Annotated in this window: 16 protein-coding genes; 5 read left to right on the forward strand and 11 right to left on the reverse strand. The window is 41.7% G+C overall.

Features of this window, described 5'->3' with window-relative positions; all coding sequences use genetic code 11:
* Nucleotides 1-8 precede the first annotated feature (8 nt).
* From H8796_RS10840 to H8796_RS10890, 11 genes are all read right to left on the reverse strand, one after another.
* Nucleotides 9-1448: an NADH-quinone oxidoreductase subunit N gene (locus tag H8796_RS10840; protein ID WP_117934670.1), complete on the reverse strand. Its 1440-nt coding sequence runs from the start codon at nt 1446-1448 to the stop codon at nt 9-11.
* 37 nt (nt 1449-1485) lie between these two features.
* Nucleotides 1486-2970, reverse strand: coding sequence for a NuoM family protein (locus H8796_RS10845; protein ID WP_004305342.1), 1485 nt, complete (start codon nt 2968-2970; stop codon nt 1486-1488).
* A 13-nt stretch (nt 2971-2983) separates the two neighbouring features.
* Entirely contained in the window at nt 2984-4873 is a 1890-nt protein-coding gene (gene nuoL, locus H8796_RS10850; RefSeq protein WP_004305340.1) for an NADH-quinone oxidoreductase subunit L, read from the reverse strand.
* A gap of 55 nt (nt 4874-4928) precedes the next feature.
* Nucleotides 4929-5237, reverse strand: a complete 309-nt coding sequence (gene nuoK / locus H8796_RS10855; protein WP_004301460.1) for an NADH-quinone oxidoreductase subunit NuoK — start codon at nt 5235-5237, stop codon at nt 4929-4931.
* 33 nt (nt 5238-5270) lie between these two features.
* Entirely contained in the window at nt 5271-5783 is a 513-nt protein-coding gene (locus H8796_RS10860; protein WP_117934672.1) for an NADH-quinone oxidoreductase subunit J, read from the reverse strand.
* Between the two features lie 2 nt (nt 5784-5785).
* Nucleotides 5786-6274: a 4Fe-4S binding protein gene (locus H8796_RS10865; RefSeq protein WP_004305338.1), complete on the reverse strand. Its 489-nt coding sequence runs from the start codon at nt 6272-6274 to the stop codon at nt 5786-5788.
* A 12-nt stretch (nt 6275-6286) separates the two neighbouring features.
* Nucleotides 6287-7363 (reverse strand): NADH-quinone oxidoreductase subunit NuoH, encoded by a 1077-nt coding sequence (gene nuoH, locus H8796_RS10870; protein WP_004301463.1) that lies wholly within the window; start codon nt 7361-7363, stop codon nt 6287-6289.
* Between the two features lie 22 nt (nt 7364-7385).
* Nucleotides 7386-8978: an NADH-quinone oxidoreductase subunit D gene (locus H8796_RS10875; protein ID WP_117934675.1), complete on the reverse strand. Its 1593-nt coding sequence runs from the start codon at nt 8976-8978 to the stop codon at nt 7386-7388.
* 27 nt (nt 8979-9005) lie between these two features.
* A complete protein-coding gene (locus H8796_RS10880) occupies nt 9006-9608 on the reverse strand; it encodes an NADH-quinone oxidoreductase subunit B (protein ID WP_004301465.1) in 603 nt (200 codons plus the stop codon).
* A complete protein-coding gene (locus H8796_RS10885) occupies nt 9599-9949 on the reverse strand; it encodes an NADH-quinone oxidoreductase subunit A (protein WP_004301466.1) in 351 nt (116 codons plus the stop codon). The genes H8796_RS10880 and H8796_RS10885 overlap by 10 nt, the downstream gene beginning before the upstream one ends.
* Nucleotides 9950-10067: 118 nt before the next feature.
* The gene (locus H8796_RS10890) at nt 10068-10445 is read right to left on the reverse strand and encodes a hypothetical protein (protein WP_117934678.1); all 378 of its coding nucleotides are present in this window, start codon (nt 10443-10445) and stop codon (nt 10068-10070) included.
* Between the two features lie 262 nt (nt 10446-10707).
* On the opposite strand from H8796_RS10890, the gene H8796_RS10895 reads away from it, so the two are divergent.
* The 5 genes from H8796_RS10895 to H8796_RS10915 all read left to right on the forward strand — a co-directional run bounded on the left by H8796_RS10895 (nt 10708) and on the right by H8796_RS10915 (nt 18273).
* The gene (locus H8796_RS10895) at nt 10708-12312 is read left to right on the forward strand and encodes a DUF6377 domain-containing protein (protein WP_117934680.1); all 1605 of its coding nucleotides are present in this window, start codon (nt 10708-10710) and stop codon (nt 12310-12312) included.
* Between the two features lie 192 nt (nt 12313-12504).
* A complete protein-coding gene (locus H8796_RS10900) occupies nt 12505-13029 on the forward strand; it encodes an RNA polymerase sigma-70 factor (protein WP_117934683.1) in 525 nt (174 codons plus the stop codon).
* 75 nt (nt 13030-13104) lie between these two features.
* On the forward strand, nt 13105-13335 hold the full coding sequence (locus tag H8796_RS10905; protein WP_117934686.1) for an anti-sigma factor: 231 nt from the start codon (nt 13105-13107) through the stop codon (nt 13333-13335).
* Between the two features lie 12 nt (nt 13336-13347).
* Nucleotides 13348-15915, forward strand: coding sequence for a glycoside hydrolase family 38 C-terminal domain-containing protein (locus H8796_RS10910; RefSeq protein ID WP_117934689.1), 2568 nt, complete (start codon nt 13348-13350; stop codon nt 15913-15915).
* 18 nt (nt 15916-15933) lie between these two features.
* The gene (locus H8796_RS10915; RefSeq protein ID WP_117934692.1) at nt 15934-18273 is read left to right on the forward strand and encodes a GH92 family glycosyl hydrolase; all 2340 of its coding nucleotides are present in this window, start codon (nt 15934-15936) and stop codon (nt 18271-18273) included.
* Nucleotides 18274-18297 lie beyond the last annotated feature (24 nt).

Consider the following 18297-nt stretch of genomic DNA (forward strand, 5'->3'; position numbering starts at 1 on the left):
TTGTCCGTTTATATTCCGAACGACAATTTATCGATAGACTGATATACGATGCTTGCGATACCCAGTCCGATGATACCCAGTGTGCAGAGTGCCAGTCCCCATTTCGTGCAACGGTCGCTGCGGAAAGTAGGAATTGGGCTATCGGAAGGAGTGATGTACATTGCTTTTACAATCAACAGATAATAGTACAATGAAATCACTGTGTTTACCAATGCAATGAATACCAGCAAGTGGAAACCTGCATCGAAAGCAGCCATGAAGATAAAGAACTTGGAGAAGAATCCCGCAAACGGAGGGATACCTGCCAATGAGAACAGAGACAGAGTCATCAGAAAAGCAATTTTGGGATTCGTTTTATAAAGTCCTGCATAATCTTCGAGCGTGAATTTCTGGCTGCGTAAGGCCACGATAGTAATCACAGCAAATACTCCGAGGTTGGCAGCAGCATACACTAATACGTAATATACCAAAGCTGTCATGCCCTGTGCTGTACCTCCGATAACGCCCAACATAATGTATCCCGCTTGCGAAATACTGGAGAACGCCATCAAACGTTTCAGGTTCTGCTGACGGACAGCAAATATATTGGCAATCGTGATAGAAGCGATGGTTACCCAATAAAGTACTTCCTGCCAGTCATTAATCATTGGAGCGAATACTTTGATAAGTACAGCCAATAAAACAAATGCAGCCGATCCTTTGGATATAACACTCAAATAAGCGGTAACTGCGCTCGGAGCACCTTCGTAAACGTCTGCTGTCCATAAGTGGAATGGAACCAATGATAATTTGAATGCCATTCCTGTAAAGAAGAATACAAATGCCATGATCTGCAACGGATTTCCGTCAATATGGGCAGGAAGGTCATCGAAATAAAGAGTACCGGCAGAACCGTAGATCATTGACAGACCGAACAACAGTAATGCACTGGAGAAAAGGGCTGTCAGAATGTATTTAGCTCCTGCTTCGGCAGAGTTATGACGGTATTTGTCAAAGGCAATCAGTGCTGCCATCGGGATAGATGCAGTTTCCAGTCCGATGAAGAACATCAGGAAGTGTCCGGCAGAAATCATGAGGTACATACCAAACAAGGTAGAGAGGGTAAGTACATAGAATTCTCCTTGCTTGAACGAAGTATCTTCTCTTTTCATCCATTCGTGTGCCATCAGGAAAACAATCAGTGTGCCGACGTTCAGGATGGATTTAACCACTGTGTGCATCGGTACATAATGATACATACCGCCGAATGCATCGGCAGCAGTCCCCGGAATTAAGTTGATAGCTGTATGGATAGCCATCAGAATAACGGGTAACATTGTGTTCAGGCGTGCTTTCCCACCATTTTTGTGTGCATCCGGACTCATGAAGAGGTCAGCTAGAAATAGCAGCAGTAGGACAGCTATGAGCGACAGCTCTTCTCGCATATATAGAAATTGTGAATAATCCATATTTACAAATTAATAATTAAAGATTAAAAATTAAAGGTTATGGAATCAGTTGTGAGACTACGGGGAGTACACTTTCACCAATCATGTGGCTAACCCAGAAAGGAGCCATACCTAGTCCGGCTACACAAACGATGAGGCAGATAACGGCTACACGTTCGTCCCAAGTCGCATCAGTCAGTTCGAGATGATGCTTGTTGGTACAGGTTCCGTATAGAATTTTACCTACCAGACGCAGAATGTAGACTGCAGTAATCACAATCGAAGAACAAGCGATGATAGTCAGTACACGGTGGAACTGGTCGTTGTTCTGGAAAGAGCCGACGAAAATAGTCATTTCAGCAATAAAACCACTTAATCCCGGCAGACCGAGGTTGGCAAGACCGGCAATTACATAACATACACTAAGGAACGGCATAACTTTCATTAAGCCGGCAAGCTCGCGAACGTCACGTGTGTGTGTACGTCCATAAATCATACCGATAAGAGCAAAGAACAAGGCTGTCATCAATCCGTGTGAAAGCATCTGAAGGATAGCTCCTGTTGCTGCTGTCTGATTCAGCATCAGAATGGCGAAAAGAACCAGTCCGCAGTGAGATACGGATGAATACGCATTGATATATTTCAAGTCGGTCTGTACGCAAGCGGAGAATGCACCGTAAACTACAGAGATACCTGTCAATATCAGGAATATCCATGAAAGTTCGTTAGCAGCTTCCGGCATCAGATACATGGCGATACGGAAACATCCGTAACCTCCCAGTTTCATCAATACTCCGGCATGAAGCATAGATACGGCAGTCGGGGCGGAAGCGTGACCGTCAGGACTCCATGTGTGGAACGGGAAAAGGGCACCTAATACACCGAAACCAAGGAAAGTCAGCGGGAACCAGATGCATTGCTGTGCAAAAGGTATGTTGTGCAACTGTGCGATTTCAAGAAGATTCATGGTCGTTGCTCCCGAACCGAAATAGATTCCGAGAATACCGATCAGCAGGAAGGCAGAACCACCCATCAACATGAGGGTTAACTTCATGGCTGCATATTCTTTACGTCCCGATCCCCATACACCAATCAACAGGTACATCGGTATCAATGCGATTTCGTAGAACATGAACATGGTGAATAAATCGACGGATATAAAGAATCCGAATACTCCCATAGACAATAGGGTGAACCAAAGGAAATATTCTTTTGTCAGCGGTTGCAGACGCCAGGAAGCAAATGTACCGGTGAACACAATGACAGCGGACAATAACAACATGGCTACCGAAATTCCGTCAACACCTACTGAATAGGATATGTGAAGCGGGGCATACCAAAGCGTATCTGCACGGAAAAGCATTTCTGCCGTGTTTCCGGCACTACGCTCTCCCAGATACAGGAATGTAAGTACGACGGAGGCAATCAGAAGTGCCGATGCGCCAGTAACCATAACCCCCCGGATGGCTTTGATTCCTCGTGCTGCCCAGAGTCCGGCCAGCATCAATAAGGGGATAAGTACGAATATTGATAAGAAATTCATATCGTTCTGTGCTTTATAAAATTAATAGTAGGATAAGTGCCAGTGCACCGCAAAGGAACACGTACGCATATTGTTGTACCTGACCGCTCTGCAAACCACGGATCTCGTCGCTTGTGGTGTTGGTAGCCCATGCCAGAAAATCAAAGAATCCATCCACTACATGACGGTCGAACCATGCGATAGGAGTAGAGATGCAGCGGAAGATAATCTTATGCGTGATAAACTGGTATATATCGTCAATATAAAAGCGGTTATAAGCAGCCTTGTGCAGACCTTTGAACTGTTTTTCCAATGAATCGGCAACCGGTTGTTTGGCATTCTTGTACATCCATGTAGCGATTGCAATCGAAATAATCGCAATGACAACACTCGTAATAGCCACTGACGGATCAAGATGGATAGAATAAGATTCGCCATTCGAACTGATGAAGTGTCCGAAAGGAATAAATCCGGCCCCGCAAGTTACTACTGCCAGAAACATCAACGGGAAAGTCATAGCCAGCGGACTTTCATGTGGTGTGTGGTGTGCATGGAGTTCTTTGTTTTCCTTGCCCCAGAAAATACCGTAGTACAGACGGAACATATAGAAAGCAGTCATCGCAGCAATTACTGTCATTACCCATCCCATTACAGGGCTGTATTGGAAGCAAGCAGCCAGAATTTCATCTTTCGAGAAGAAACCCGAGAATGGAGGAATACCGGCAATAGCAAGACAAGCAATCAGGAATGTCCAGTGAGTGATCGGCATATATTTACGTAGACCTCCCATCGCGGACATTTCGTTAGAATGTACAGCATGAATGATACTACCTGCACCGAGGAAGAGCAATGCCTTAAACATAGCATGTGTGAAGAGGTGGAACATGGAAGCCATGTAGCCCAAGCCTCCTTCGTGAGGATCCATGGAAGTACAAACACCCAGAGCTACCATCATGAAACCAATCTGTGAAATGGTAGAGAAAGCCAGTACGCGTTTAATATCTGATTGTACGCAAGCCACACTTGCTGCATAGAATGCGGTGAATGCACCTACCCAGGCAACCATGTGCAACGTATTCGGTGCATAGGCAATGAAAAGCGGGAACATACGTGCCACCAAATATACACCGGCAACGACCATTGTAGCTGCATGAATCAATGCACTGACCGGAGTAGGACCTTCCATTGCATCCGGCAACCAGATATGCAACGGGAACATGGCACTTTTACCGGCACCACCGACAAACATCAATCCGAGAGCCAATGGAAGCATAGAAGCTCCACCGCTTATCAAGGATACTGTGTCCGGGGTAAATCCGAATGTACCACCATAATATCCGTAAATCAGGATACCGATCAAGAAGCCCAAGTCGGCAAAGCGAGTGACAATAAATGCTTTCTTGGAAGCGGCAATTGCAGCTGGTTTTGTATAGTAGAAACCGATTAGCAGATAAGAACTTACACCCACCAATTCCCAAAAAAGGTACATCTGGAAGATGTTGGTCGCAACGACCAATCCCAGCATAGACATCGTAAACAGGGATAGGAAAGCATAATAACGTTGAAAACCTACCTCACCTTTCATGTAACCGAAAGAGTAGATATGTACCATCAGTGACACGGTAGAGATAACAATCAACATCATGACTGATATAGGATCGAGCAGGATGCCCAAATCAAAGTGTAAGGTCTCTGTAAAAGGAAGCCACGTGAAGTTGTAAGGTATCAGTGTGGCGAATGTTCCGTCTTCCAGTCGTGGAGCCGAGAAATATTGGATGGCTGTAACGTAAGATAGTACCGCTACTGCTCCCAGTATCAGCGTACCAATTGTGCCCGCTGTCCGGTGGGACATCCATTTACCTCCGATTCCCAGTATGAGAAAGGAGAAGAAAGGAAGAAGGAGTATTAGAATTGTTAGTTCCATACAGTTTTATTTTTATTACTTGATTTATTATTATTTGTTCTTGGTGAGAAACAAATCACCACTTCAGCTCGTCCAAGTTGCGCACCTGGATGCTTCGGAGATTACGATAAATGTTAATCATGATGGCAATGGCTACTGCAGTTTCCGCAGCCGAGATGGCGATGGAAAAGAGTGCAAAGAAATAGCCTTCCATTCCCTCCGGAAAGAGAAAACGGTTGAACACGGCAAAGTTGATGTCCGTGGCATTCAGCATTAACTCTACAGAAATCAGGATCGCCAGTGTGTTCCGGCGGGTAAAGAATCCATAGATTCCTGCAAACATCATGATGGTAGAAACTACCAGATAATATTCCATGTGTATCATATACTTAATACTTAATAGTTAATACTTGATTTTCTATCTCTTACGTGCAATTATGATACCACCGATGATACAAGCCAGCAACAGGATACTAACAGCTTCGAAAGGTAATATATAACCGTATTTGTCGCTACTAAGCAAAGCGTTCCCGATAGCATGAATGTCAATCTCCTGCGGGGCAAGATTAGCCGTCTGCATGAAATTATGCTTCAATGTGATAGTCAGGATAATTGCTAAACCGGCAATCATGGTAATGAGCCCGGCCAAGAGCTTACTTCGTTTTGCTTTCTCAGCGCGATCACCTTCTCCGCTGGTCAACAGAATGGAGAATACATAAAGAACGACGATACCACCGGCATAAACCATTATCTGAACAGAGCCCAGGAAGGTGTAACCCAGCAAAAAATAGATGCCGGCCGTGCCGAAGAGCACGAAGAGCAGGTAGGTAGCCGAGCGTACGATACGTTGGGTAGTCACCGTCATGATGGACATAGCAATAATAAATGCTGCCAAAAAGTAGAATACTACTGTTTCAAGTGTTGATCCCATATCTAAACTTCTTTTTTCTTTTCTATTACTTTACTACCGTCGTGATTCAGTTTCAGGACGAGTTTCGTCCGGTCGAATACTGCATGTTCGAAGTTTTGGTCGAACGTAATCGCATCATGCGGACAAGCATTGACACAGAGTTGGCAGAACATACAGGCACCCAGGTCATATTCATAGGTTGCCAGGATTTTCTTTTTCTTGCCATCTTCTGTTTCGACGGTTTCGCTGGTCACTTTGATTGTATCGTTCGGACAAGCCATTTGGCACAATCCACAGGCTACACAGCGATGTTCATTATTCTCATTGTGTGGCATATTCAGCGTACCACGGAAACGGTCGAACATTTTCAGCTCTTTCCGGTTTTCGGGATATTGCTCGGTCACTTTCTTGCGGAAGTATACCTTGATGCTGGTTTTCATACCCGTTGCCAGTGTGCTGATGCCGTGCACCAGACCACCTAAGTACGTATATTTTTTATCTTTATATTCCATAATTTTCATTTATCAAAAGTGGAAGCCGAAAGCTACGCAGCATGCCATTAATAATAGGTTTACCATAGAAATTGGAACCAGATATTTCCATTCCAGATTCAGAATCTGGTCGATACGTAAACGTGGGAACGTCCATTTGATCCACATCAGAAGGAACACCACGAAGAATGCTTTAGCGAAGAACCAGATAAAGCCCGGAATATAATCCATTACAGCGTTGAATCCATCCAGTCCGACGATGTGTAACGGCATCCATCCTCCCAGGAAGATAGTGGCGGCAACACTGGCCACGATAAACAGATTCAGGTATTCTGCCAGATAGAAGAAACCGAAACCCATACCGGAGTATTCTGTGTGGTATCCGGCAGTCAGCTCACTTTCCGCTTCGGGAAGGTCGAACGGGCCACGGTTACATTCTGCATTTCCGGCAATCAGGTAAATGATAAAAGCAATGACTGCAGGGATATGTCCCTTGAAGATGAACCAGCCGTCAGCCTGTCCTTCTACGATTTCAGAAAATTGCATGGTTCCCATCAGTACTACCATAGTCATGATACTCATACCAACAGAAAGTTCGTAACTGATAATCTGTGCACCGCTTCGCATGGCACCGATCAAAGAGAATTTGTTGTTACTACCCCAACCGGCCAGCAAGATGCCGACAACTCCAATGCTGGAAGCAGCCAACAGGAAGAACACGCCCACGTTAAAGTCGAGAATCGCTGCACCTTTATTAAAAGGAATACAAGCGAAAGTCAGGAATGAGGCGATAATCACCATGAATGGAGCGAGATTGTAAAGGAAATGGTCGGCACCCTTCGGCATGAAGATTTCTTTGGTCATCATTTTGAGTACGTCGCAGACCACTTGAATAGAACCCCATTTACCAACACGGTTCGGACCAAGACGACACTGGAAGAAACCGCAAACTTTACGCTCCATGTAGATCAATATGATAGCCAGGATGGCATACAGTGCTACGAGGCACACGCCGACAGCTACACATTCTATAAAGATGGCTAATCCCTCCGGCATAATGGAGAGTAGTAGCTCATGTATCCAGTTTGTTACTATACTAAAGTCGAACATATATTCTTAATAATTAAGTATTTTATCTATCAATATCCGGAACGACATAATCTATTGTTCCGCCAATAGCAATTAAGTCGGCAATCTTTGTTCCCCGGCAGATGGTGTCGATTGCGGCAACAAGCGGCAATCCCGTAGCACGGTAGTGCAGGCGGTAAGGCATTTTGTCACCCTGGCTTTCAAGGAAGACACCAAATTCACCACGACTTCCTTCTACTGCAGCATAATAACTGCCTTCCGGAACACGGATGATAGGCTTCATCTTCTCCTGATAAGGTCCTTCGGGAATATTGTCTATTAATTGTTCGATGATGTTCAGACTTTCCATGATTTCATCCATACGTACCAGGTAACGGGCAAAGCAGTCACCTTCCGTATAAATAATTTCTTTGAAATCTACTTTGTCGTATACACCGTATGGCATTCGTTTGCGTACGTCACACGCCCATCCTGAAGCACGGCCTGTACCTCCGGTACAACCGAAAGAGATGGCATCTTCACGGCTTAACACACCGACGCCTTTCATACGGCTTTGTGCGATGATGTTACCCGTAAATATATCATGATATTCGTGGATGATTCCTCTCATATAAGGAATGAACTCTTTTACTCGTTTGACGAAGTTAGGATGAAGATCAGCCTGTACACCGCCAATCGTATTGTAGTTCATAATCAGACGTCCGCCACAAGTCTCTTCAAAGATGTCGAGAATTTTCTCGCGATCACGGAATCCATAGAAAAATGCTGTTAATGCTCCCAAGTCCATGGCAAGACAAGAGTAGAACAGCAAGTGAGAGTCGATACGTTGCAATTCATCCATAATGGTACGGATATACTTCACACGTTCGCTAACCTCAATACCCATAGCCTTTTCAATACACATACACAGTGCATGACGGTTCTGGTGTGCACCCAGATAGTCAAGACGGTCTGTCAAGGCTAATGTTTGAGGGTAGGTAAGGCTTTCATTCATTTTCTCGATGCCCCTGTGGATATAACCGCAGTTCGCATCAATCTTACGAATGATTTCACCTTCCAGAGAAACACGGAAGCGCATTACACCATGAGTAGCAGGGTGTTGCGGGCCGATGTTAACTACATATTCTTCTTCACCGAACAACTTCATCTCTTTATTTTTGACGGTTCCGTCCGGGTTCAGTTCTATTTCTTGAGTCGTATCAAACGTCTCTTCATTGGTCATACACAATGGGTTATCCTTTTCCGGATCATTATCTTTGCGCATTGGATAACCTATCCAATCGTTACGCAGATAAAGTCGGCGCATGTCAGGATGACCGATAAAAGTGATACCGTAATAATCGAAAACTTCACGTTCGTAGAAGTCGGCTATCTTCCAAATGTCGCTGACAGATGGAATTTCAGGTAGCTCGCGGTTGGTTGTCGCTGTTTTTAGTGCTATCCGTTCGCCTGTAATGGTAGATTCCAAATGGTAGACTACGCCTAAACCGCGGAGTTTTTCCGGAGCGTCTTTCTCATCGGCTACTCCCCAGTCCATACCGGTGAGGCTTTCGAGAAAGTCCATCTGTTTTTCATTTCGCAAGCGCAGCATCTCGTCGTGTAACGCTGCAGGAGCTATAAATTGTATTTCTTGCATAAATCCTTTAAATTACAGAATGTAGAATCATTCTTCATTTTTTAAATAATCCGGTTTCTTCTCTTTTCTGTTTACTCCACCAAAGAACTTTTCTATTTTCACTTTGCGTTGCAATTGCATCATACCATAATAGAAAGCTTCAGGACGTGGCGGGCATCCGGGAATATATACATCTACCGGAAGAATCTTGTCCACTCCGTTTACTACGTGATAGGACTTTTTGAAAGGACCTCCGCTGACAGCGCATCCGCCTACGGCAACCACATACTTCGGATCGGGCATTTGGTCATAGAGTCGTTTCAGTACCGGAGCCATTTTATTGGTGATTGTTCCGCATACCATAATCATATCAGCCTGGCGCGGACTGGCACGTGCTACTTCAAACCCAAAGCGGGCCATGTCATAACGCGCGGCACCCAGTGCCATAAATTCGATACCACAGCAACTGGTTGCAAAGGTAAGCGGCCACAGTGAGTTACTGCGTCCCCAGTTGATAAAGTCGTCAAGAACTCCAAGGGCAACGTTTGCTCCTCCTGCATTAAGTTCCTTGACCAACTTTTCCAATGATTCATTGTCGATAAACTCATCATACGGAATAGATTTTATTTTTGGCTTTTTGGTTATTTCCATTCCAAAGCTCCTTTCCTCCAGGCATAAGCAAGACCCAGAACTAAAATGATAAAGAAGAAGAGAACACTAATAAGTCCCTGTGGTCCCATGTCGTGCATAACTACTGCCCATGGGAACAGTAAAGCAGTTTCGACATCGAACATCAGGAACAGGATAGCAAACAGGTAGTAGCCTACGCGAAACTGCATCCATGATTTACCACGTGTCGGTATACCACATTCATAAGCCTCAAACTTTTGCAGATTGTATGAACGGGGAGAAATAGCACGCGAAAGAGCTACTACTACACCGACAAAAGCAAGCGCTGTCAGTAAAACAACAACTAAAAATGTAAAATTCATAATTCAATAGCTGTTTAGATTGAATATTATATAGAAATAAACAATTAATCTATTCGCCCTATGGAGAATAAAACCAACTGTAATAAAAGACGAGTAAAAGAGTCTACTGTACTGTAGGCTAAATGACAATCTTTCTTAACTCATATATATAATAGGAGATAGGATCATAATAGCACGTTGGGGGATGAGAAGATGAAGAGTGGTACGGTGTTTGAGAATTGTGATGTTCCCCGGAAAAGGCAACTGGCAACAGTACGCTTTTATTTGCCGGGACATGCGTGACGTCCGTATGACTCATATCACAAGATTGGGTAGCGTAAAGGTTATAAAGACGTTCTAAAGCATTTTGTATCGGACGATCTTGCGACACATAGCATTTCTCCTGCCGATAAGTCGGGGAGGAAACTTTGCACATATCTTCCATTGCTCCGTTAGTTGCACAATGGATGAGCAAAGCCAATACTAAAAGTAGTCCGAATTTTAAGCTTTGTTTCATCTTTCTCCTTTAACGGCTGCAAATATAGAACTAATATTTATACTTTTTGCAAAGTCCGAGTGGCAAAAAAGCTTTTTTTAACTCCGCTTCTTTGCGATTCGTTTTTTGGTCGGTACGGTTTCATGAAAAATTATTTTAGAATGAGACAAATCTTTCTCTTGTATTTGTTAAAAGATGCAATAAAAAGAACGATTTACTTCCTTTTTTACGAATTACACAAATAAAATACATTTTTTTGCAGACTAAGAAAGAACGCACTAATATGAAACGCACACTTTGGTTTACATTTTTTCTCTTGAACTCCTTATTTTACCTTTATGCAGGTAATGAAAATGACTCTTTGTTGAAGGTGTTGGACAAAGTGATTTCTGAACGTTTGGTGTATACACAGAAAAAGGAAACCACCATAAAAGAATTGAAGACAAAGAAGTCTGGACAGCATACTCCGGAGGATTTATACAATTTGAATAAAGAGATTATCCACCAGTATGAAACTTTTGTCTGCGACTCTGCCGAGCAGTATATTCATGAAAATATTGAGATTGCAAAGCGGATGGGAAATAAGGAGTATCTTTTGGAAGAAGAACTTCGATTGGCTTTTACTTATTCCTTATCAGGATTGTTCCTTCAGGCGAATGACATTTTTAAGTCGATAAAGTGTGCAGATTTGCCCGATCATCTGAAAGCATTATATTGTTGGAATAAGATACGCTATTATGAAAATCTCATTAAATATACAGATGACGTACGATTCTCAAATGGATATATTGCAGAGAAAGAAGCTTACCGGGATACAGTGATGAGTATCTTGTTCGATCAGTCCGACGAATACAGGAAAGAAAAAGCAGTGAAACTTCAAGATCAGGGTAATACAAAAGAATCGCTCTCAATATTGACCGAGATATATAATAAGCAGGAGCCGGAATCTCATGGATATGCTATGATGTCTATGGGACTTGCACGAATCTATCGGTTGATGAAAAATCCTGAACTGGAGGAAAAGTACCTGATACTGGCTGCTATGACAGATACGAAGTTGGCGGTGAAAGAGAATGAAGCATTGTTGACTTTGGCAGTCAACTTGTATCATAAAGGTGATATAGACCGGGCTTATAATTATATAAAAGTAGCTTTGGATGATGCCATCTTCTACAACTCTCGTTTTAAGAATACTGTAATAGCCCGTATTCATCCAATTATAGAAAATACCTATTTATATAGATTGGAAGAGCAGAAACGGAACCTGCGTTTTTACATATTGCTGACCAGCTTGTTTGTGGTGGCTCTTGCGATCACTCTGTATTTCACGTATAAACAAACAAAGATTGTGTCCCGGGCTAAACGACACCTTAAAACCATGAATGAGGAATTGATTGGATTGAATAAGAATCTTGATGAAGCGAATCTAATCAAAGAGAAGTATGTGGGGTATTTTATGAACCAGTGTGCCGTCTATATTAATAAATTGGATGAATACAGGAAGAATGTAAACAGGAAAATAAAGACAGGACAAATTGATGATTTGTATAAATCCTCTTCCCGTCCTTTTGAAAAGGAACTTGAAGAACTTTATAATAACTTCGATAAAGCATTTCTTAAATTGTATCCCAATTTTGTAGAAGAGTTTAATTCTCTGTTGAAACCGGAGGAGCGTTACAAGCTCGAAAAAGACCAGTTAAATACAGAATTGCGCATATTTGCATTGATTCGATTAGGGATCATAGACGTAGGTCAGATTGCTGTATTTCTACATTATTCTGTGCAGACAATTTATAATTATAAGAGTAAAGTGAAGAGAATGTCTGTTCTTGATAGTAATCTCTTTGAAGAAGAGGTGAAAAAGCTCGGTTCTTTATCTCAAAAATGATTCTACAGGGTTTACCAAAACAACAAAACGATATCGCGGTAAAATATTGATTATTAAATATATATATGCTTTTTGATCTTTAAAACGTCTACTTTCCCGCCTACTTCCACACAGAAGTAGGCTTTTTTCATCTCTATATTTGCAACATAAGATTTTTGATAACTGAATACTAATCTAAAGAAACACACAACTATGAGCTTTTCAGAATTATATCTTATGTATTATCCCAAACTTGTTCGGTTCGCAAAAGAATTTGTTGTACTGGAAGAGGATGCTGAAAACATAACGCAAGATGTGTTTACAGATCTATGGGAGAGAAGAGATGCGATAGATCATATCGAAAATGTAAATGCATACCTTTTCAGACTTGTAAGAAACAGATGCTTGGATTATCTGAAGCATAAGGTGTTCGAACAAAAATATGCAGAGAATGTGCAAGCCTCTTTCGAGATAGAATTAAATTTGAAATTGCAATCTTTAGACCGTTTTGATGTATCTGATATATCCGAGGGAAATGAAATGGAAAGACTGGTCAGAGATGCTATCAACAGCTTACCTAAAAGATGCCGTGATATATTCTTGTTAAGTCGTATGAAAGGATTGAAATACAGGGAGATTTCCGAGAAACTGGGAATTTCGGTGAATACGGTGGAATGTCAGATGGGAATAGCACTTAAAAAATTGAGAGTAAAGCTTAATGTGTGCTTAGCTGCGTGACTTTTAATTAATTTATTGATATTCTTTTAGGGGTTTTTATGCATTTAATCGTTCTTTGATAAAAAAGGACGAGGAATGAAGAATTTTCTGAATAGATATTTTGCTGATGAGCTGACTTCTGATGAAAAAAGAAATTTTCTGCAGGAAGTGGACAATAGTGAAGAACTTAAAGAAGAATTTATTGAAAATCAGAATCTTGTAGTACTTCTTGATTGGACATTTCCGGAGAATGAGAATGACGAAGAAGTTGCGCAGCAAAAATTAAAAGAATTTATGCGTAAAATGGAGCAACGCAAAACCAAATAGTCTTAGGATACCATGAATAAAATTTATATCATATTACTGACTGTTTTCTTATCTGGTAATGCCTATTCGCAGCAAGCCTATTTTGTTGACGGATACCATGGCGGAATATATGGTCATTATCCGGTGAAGTGGAAAACGCAATTTATAGTGGATCAGTTGCACATACATCCGGATTGGCGAATAGGTCTGGAAATAGAACCTGAAACTTGGGATACGGTTCGTGTACAGACCCCAGAGGCCTACCAGCATTTTAAGGAAGTGGCAACCAGTCAGCAGGTAGAATTTACGAATCCTACTTATGCGCAGCCTTATTGCTATAATATTTCGGGTGAAAGTATCATACGGCAGTTTCAATATGGTATAGCTAAAATAAATGCACATTTTCCAGAGGTGGATTTCGTCACTTATTCCGTGGAGGAACCTTGTTTCACAAGCTGTCTGCCACAAATTCTTAAACTATTCGGTTTTAAATATGCTGTATTGAAATGTCCTAATACTTGTTGGGGAGGATATACGGCTGCTTATGGTGGTGAACTGGTTAACTGGGTAGGACCAGATGGTACTTCCATATTGACAGTTCCCCGGTATGCTTGTGAAGAATTGGAGCAGAAATCAACTTGGCAAACAACTGCCTGGGGGAATTCGGACGCATATTTGAAAGCTTGTCGTGATGCTGGTATTCAGCATCCGGTTGGTATGTGTTTTCAGGATGCCGGATGGAAAAATGGTCCGTGGATAGGAAGTGGGAAGAACACAAAAAATAACTCTATATATATGAGATGGAGAGATTACATTGAAAAGATCTCCATTGGAAAAACAGATGATGACTGGCATTTCTCACAGGAGGACATGCATGTAAACCTGATGTGGGGAAGTCAAGTGATGCAGCGTATCGCACAGGAAGTACGCACATCTGAAAATCGGATTATCATGGCGGAAAAAATGTCCGTGATGGCTTATCTGAAGAATAAATATACCTGTCCACAAGCTGATATGGATGAGGCATGGCGCACTTTAATGCTGGCGCAGCATCATGACTCATGGATTGTGCCCTACAATGGATTGAATAAACAGGGTACATGGGCAGATCAGATCAAACGCTGGACAGATAGTACGAATGCTATTGCCGATGGAATTATCGGAGCATCTATGCAGAGCTTTGATAATCCCATTGCTCAACAGAAAAAGTTTACTCAACAACAGTATATACGCGTTTTCAATACTTTAGGAACGGAAAGAAAAGAAACAATGAATGTCCTTCTTCCTTCAGAACCAGGATATTCGGATTTAGGTATTTATGATTGGAAAGGGAAAGAAATAGGTTGCTTTGTAGAAAGTGAGGGTGAAAAAATAAGATTGTTTTTTGAAGCAGATATTCCTCCTTTCGGTTACTCCACGTATTGCATAAAAAAGAAAGAAACAGGTAAAAGAGCAGTTTCAGGGAATGAACAGGTTTCAAAAAGTGAAAAGGTTAATGAACAGGAGTACGTGGTTGAAAATGATATGTATAAGATTGTTTTCGACTTATCGAAAGGAGGAATTATAAAAAGTCTGATTGCCAAGAAAGAGGGGAATAAAGACTTTGCATGTAAAACAGGTGAATATTCTTTGGGAGAATTGAGAGGTTTCTTTTATGAAGAAAATAAATTTCATTCTTCTACGGAAACACCGGGCAAACTGACGGCATTGAGGGATAACACGTATGAGAAAAAAGTAAAGATACAAGGAGAAATTGCTTCTCATCCGTTTACACAGATTGTAACTCTTTCTAAAGGAACAAAACGAATTGATTTTGAATTGACAATCGATTGGAAAAAGAATGTAGGTATTGGAGAGTATAAGGAAAATCATTGGAGTGATAATCGTAGGGCCTTTTGTGACGACCGGTTTAAACTGAATGTTCTGTTTCCAGCCGATCTTCGTTCTCCTCGTATCTATAAGAATGCACCGTTTGATGTTTGTGAAAGTAAACTCGACAATACATTCTTTAATTCCTGGGATCAGATCAAACATAATATCATACTTCATTGGGTTGATTTGGCTGAACAGGAGGGCGATTATGCGCTGGCTTTATTGTCAGATCATACCACTTCTTATTCTCATGGGAAAGATTATCCGTTAGGGCTCACAGCTCAATATTCGGGAGGAGGACTTTGGGGGCCGGATTATAAAATTACGCAGCCGCTGAAGATGAAATATGCAATCATACCTCATCGTGGTAAATGGGACAAAGCATCAATAGCAGATGATAGCGATTGCTGGAATGAGCCGTTGCTATATTCCTGCCATTCAATAGCAGCTTTGGAATCAAAATCATTTGTCGATTTGCAAAATACAGGTTATCAAATAAGTGCTGCCCGGTTGGAAAGTGGAAAGATTATATTACGCTTGTTTAATGCAGAAGGAAATGACAAGCTGCAGAAGATCGTTTTCGATATGCCATTATCAGGTGTGGAAAAAGTCGATCTGAATGGACAATGCATCGAAAGAAAGAAAATAAAAACACATGCCGGAAAGTCGGAAATGACTATTTCAATGCCTCGCTTTGGTATAAAGACATTTGTTTTGGGTTTGAATTAAAATAATTATAATATTGTTATGTATAAAGCAACTGCTAGTCTTTTAATTGCTTGCTCTTTGTGGTGGATGACAGGGTGCTCATCGGTCCAGACAGCTTCGGAAGAACTAATCCCGACGGATTATGTAAATCCATTTATTGGCGCCAGTACCAGTGTGGGAGCTGCCGGCGTTTATCATGGGTTAGGTAAAACTTTTCCTGGGGCTACGACTCCTTATGGTATGGTGCAAGTTAGCCCGAACACAATAACAGGAGGCGATAACGGTTCCGGTTATAGTGATGAGCATAAAACGATTGAGGGATTTGCTTTTACCCAGATGAGTGGCGTAGGGTGGTTTGGGGATCTAGGAAATTTCCTTGTAATGCCAACTACGGGTGAATTATATAAAGTGGCAGGCAAAGAGAATAACGATAGTATCAAAGGATATCGTTCGGCTTATAATAAAGTAACCGAGACAGCTAAGGCCGGATATTATTCTGTAGAGTTGACTGATTACAAAATAAAAGTGGAGAGTAGTGCGACGCCGCATTGTGGAATATTACGTTTCACTTATCCCTCTAACGATCAATCCCGTATTCAGATAGATTTGGCACGCAGGGTAGGAGGAACATCTACTTCCCAATATATTAAAGTGGTAGATGATTATACGATTCAAGGCTGGATGAAGTGCACACCCGATGGTGGTGGATGGGGTAATGGTGCCGGGAAAGCAAATTATACCGTTTATTATTATGCGCAATTCAGTAAACCTCTGACTGATTACGGTTTCTGGAGTGCAGATATTCCTGACCAATGGACCCGGAAGCGGGATGAGGTAGTGAGTATTCCCTATCTGACACGTGTTTCACAGGCTCCGATTATAAAAGATAAGAAAGAGTTGGAAGGCAAACACTTGGGCTTCTTTACTGAATTTCCGACTAAAGAAGGGGAAAGCGTGGAGATGAAAGTGGGTATCTCTTTCGTCGATATGGAAGGAGCTGCTAATAATTTTAAACAGGAAATTGCTTCTAAAAGCTTTGATCAGGTAAAGAAGGAGGCAAATGATTTATGGAACAAGGAGCTTAGTCGTATACAAGTATCTGGAGGGACGAATGATGAAAAAACAATTTTCTATACGGCTTTATATCATACGATGATTGATCCCCGTATTTATACAGACGTAGATGGACGTTATGTAGGCGGAGATTATAATGTACACACAGAAGACAGTACATTTACGAAACGTACGATTTTTAGTGGATGGGATGTGTTCCGTAGCCAATTTCCTCTGCAGACTATTATTAATCCGCGTTTGGTTAGTGATGAATTAAATTCTTTGATAACGATGGCTGATCAAAGCGGGCGTAAATATTACGAACGCTGGGAATTTCTAAATTCTTATTCCGGCTGTATGTTGGGGAATCCTGCTTTGTCTGTATTGGCTGATGCTTATATAAAAGGAATCCGTACGTATGATATCGAAAAAGCATATCAGTATGCCGTCAATACGTCTCATCGTTTTGGCAATGATTCATTGGGCTATACTTCGGGATCGTTGAGTATCTCACATACTTTGGAATATGCTTATACGGACTGGTGTATATCTCAATTAGCCGAAGCTTTGGGAAAAGAAGAGGATACAAAGCTTTTTTATGAAAAAGGACAGGCTTACCATAATATTTTTGATAAAGAAGAAGAATGGTTTCGTCCTCGCAAGGTGGATGGTACTTGGGAAGTATGGCCGGAAAATGGACGTCTTGAAGAATGGTATGGTTGTATAGAAGCAAATGCTTATCAACAAGGCTGGTTTGTTCCACACGATGTTCAAGGAATGGTAGAGTTGATGGGAGGGGAAGACAAGGTGATCGCAGATTTACTTGATTTTTTCAATAAAACTCCTTCCAACATGTTATGGAATGAATTTTATAACCATGCAAATGAGCCGGTACACTTCGTGCCTTTCTTGTTTAATCAGCTTGCGGTACCTTGGTATACGCAGAAGTGGACTCGTCACACCTGTGAAAAAGCTTATGCAAATAAAGTAGAGGGGATTGTTGGTAATGAGGATGTGGGGCAAATGTCAGCATGGTATATTTTAGCAGCTTCTGGCATTCATCCTTCTTGTCCAGGCAACACGCGTATGGAAATAACAAGTCCCGTTTTCGATAAGGTAGAGTTTTATCTTGATCCGAAATATTATTCAGGGAAGACGTTTACAGTCATTACCCATGATAACAACAAAGATAATATGTATATACAAAAGGCCTTACTAAATGGCAAGGTATATAATAAATGTTATTTGGACTTTGCAGAGATTGCGGCCGGTTGTGTCTTGGAACTGTATATGGGTAATACACCTAATAAAGAGTGGGGAAGATAAATCTTGAATTGATTGTGAGTGGCT

Origin of the sequence: Bacteroides sp. M10 (assembly GCF_014334015.1) — a bacterium.
GTDB classification, from domain to species: domain Bacteria; phylum Bacteroidota; class Bacteroidia; order Bacteroidales; family Bacteroidaceae; genus Bacteroides; species Bacteroides intestinigallinarum.

Coding starts and splice junctions, on each gene's coding strand:
- H8796_RS10905 (WP_117934686.1), top strand. CDS start 13,105: ATGAAGAATTTTCTGAATAGATATTTTGCTGATGAGCTGACTTCTGAT.
- H8796_RS10860 (WP_117934672.1), bottom strand. CDS start 5,783: ATGGGATCAACACTTGAAACAGTAGTATTCTACTTTTTGGCAGCATTT.
- H8796_RS10865 (WP_004305338.1), bottom strand. CDS start 6,274: ATGGAATATAAAGATAAAAAATATACGTACTTAGGTGGTCTGGTGCAC.
- H8796_RS10875 (WP_117934675.1), bottom strand. CDS start 8,978: ATGCAAGAAATACAATTTATAGCTCCTGCAGCGTTACACGACGAGATG.
- H8796_RS10840 (WP_117934670.1), bottom strand. CDS start 1,448: ATGGATTATTCACAATTTCTATATATGCGAGAAGAGCTGTCGCTCATA.
- H8796_RS10890 (WP_117934678.1), bottom strand. CDS start 10,445: ATGAAACAAAGCTTAAAATTCGGACTACTTTTAGTATTGGCTTTGCTC.
- nuoL (WP_004305340.1), bottom strand. CDS start 4,873: ATGGAACTAACAATTCTAATACTCCTTCTTCCTTTCTTCTCCTTTCTC.
- H8796_RS10910 (WP_117934689.1), top strand. CDS start 13,348: ATGAATAAAATTTATATCATATTACTGACTGTTTTCTTATCTGGTAAT.
- nuoH (WP_004301463.1), bottom strand. CDS start 7,363: ATGTTCGACTTTAGTATAGTAACAAACTGGATACATGAGCTACTACTC.
- H8796_RS10880 (WP_004301465.1), bottom strand. CDS start 9,608: ATGGAAATAACCAAAAAGCCAAAAATAAAATCTATTCCGTATGATGAG.
- H8796_RS10885 (WP_004301466.1), bottom strand. CDS start 9,949: ATGAATTTTACATTTTTAGTTGTTGTTTTACTGACAGCGCTTGCTTTT.
- nuoK (WP_004301460.1), bottom strand. CDS start 5,237: ATGATACACATGGAATATTATCTGGTAGTTTCTACCATCATGATGTTT.
- H8796_RS10895 (WP_117934680.1), top strand. CDS start 10,708: ATGAAACGCACACTTTGGTTTACATTTTTTCTCTTGAACTCCTTATTT.
- H8796_RS10915 (WP_117934692.1), top strand. CDS start 15,934: ATGTATAAAGCAACTGCTAGTCTTTTAATTGCTTGCTCTTTGTGGTGG.
- H8796_RS10900 (WP_117934683.1), top strand. CDS start 12,505: ATGAGCTTTTCAGAATTATATCTTATGTATTATCCCAAACTTGTTCGG.
- H8796_RS10845 (WP_004305342.1), bottom strand. CDS start 2,970: ATGAATTTCTTATCAATATTCGTACTTATCCCCTTATTGATGCTGGCC.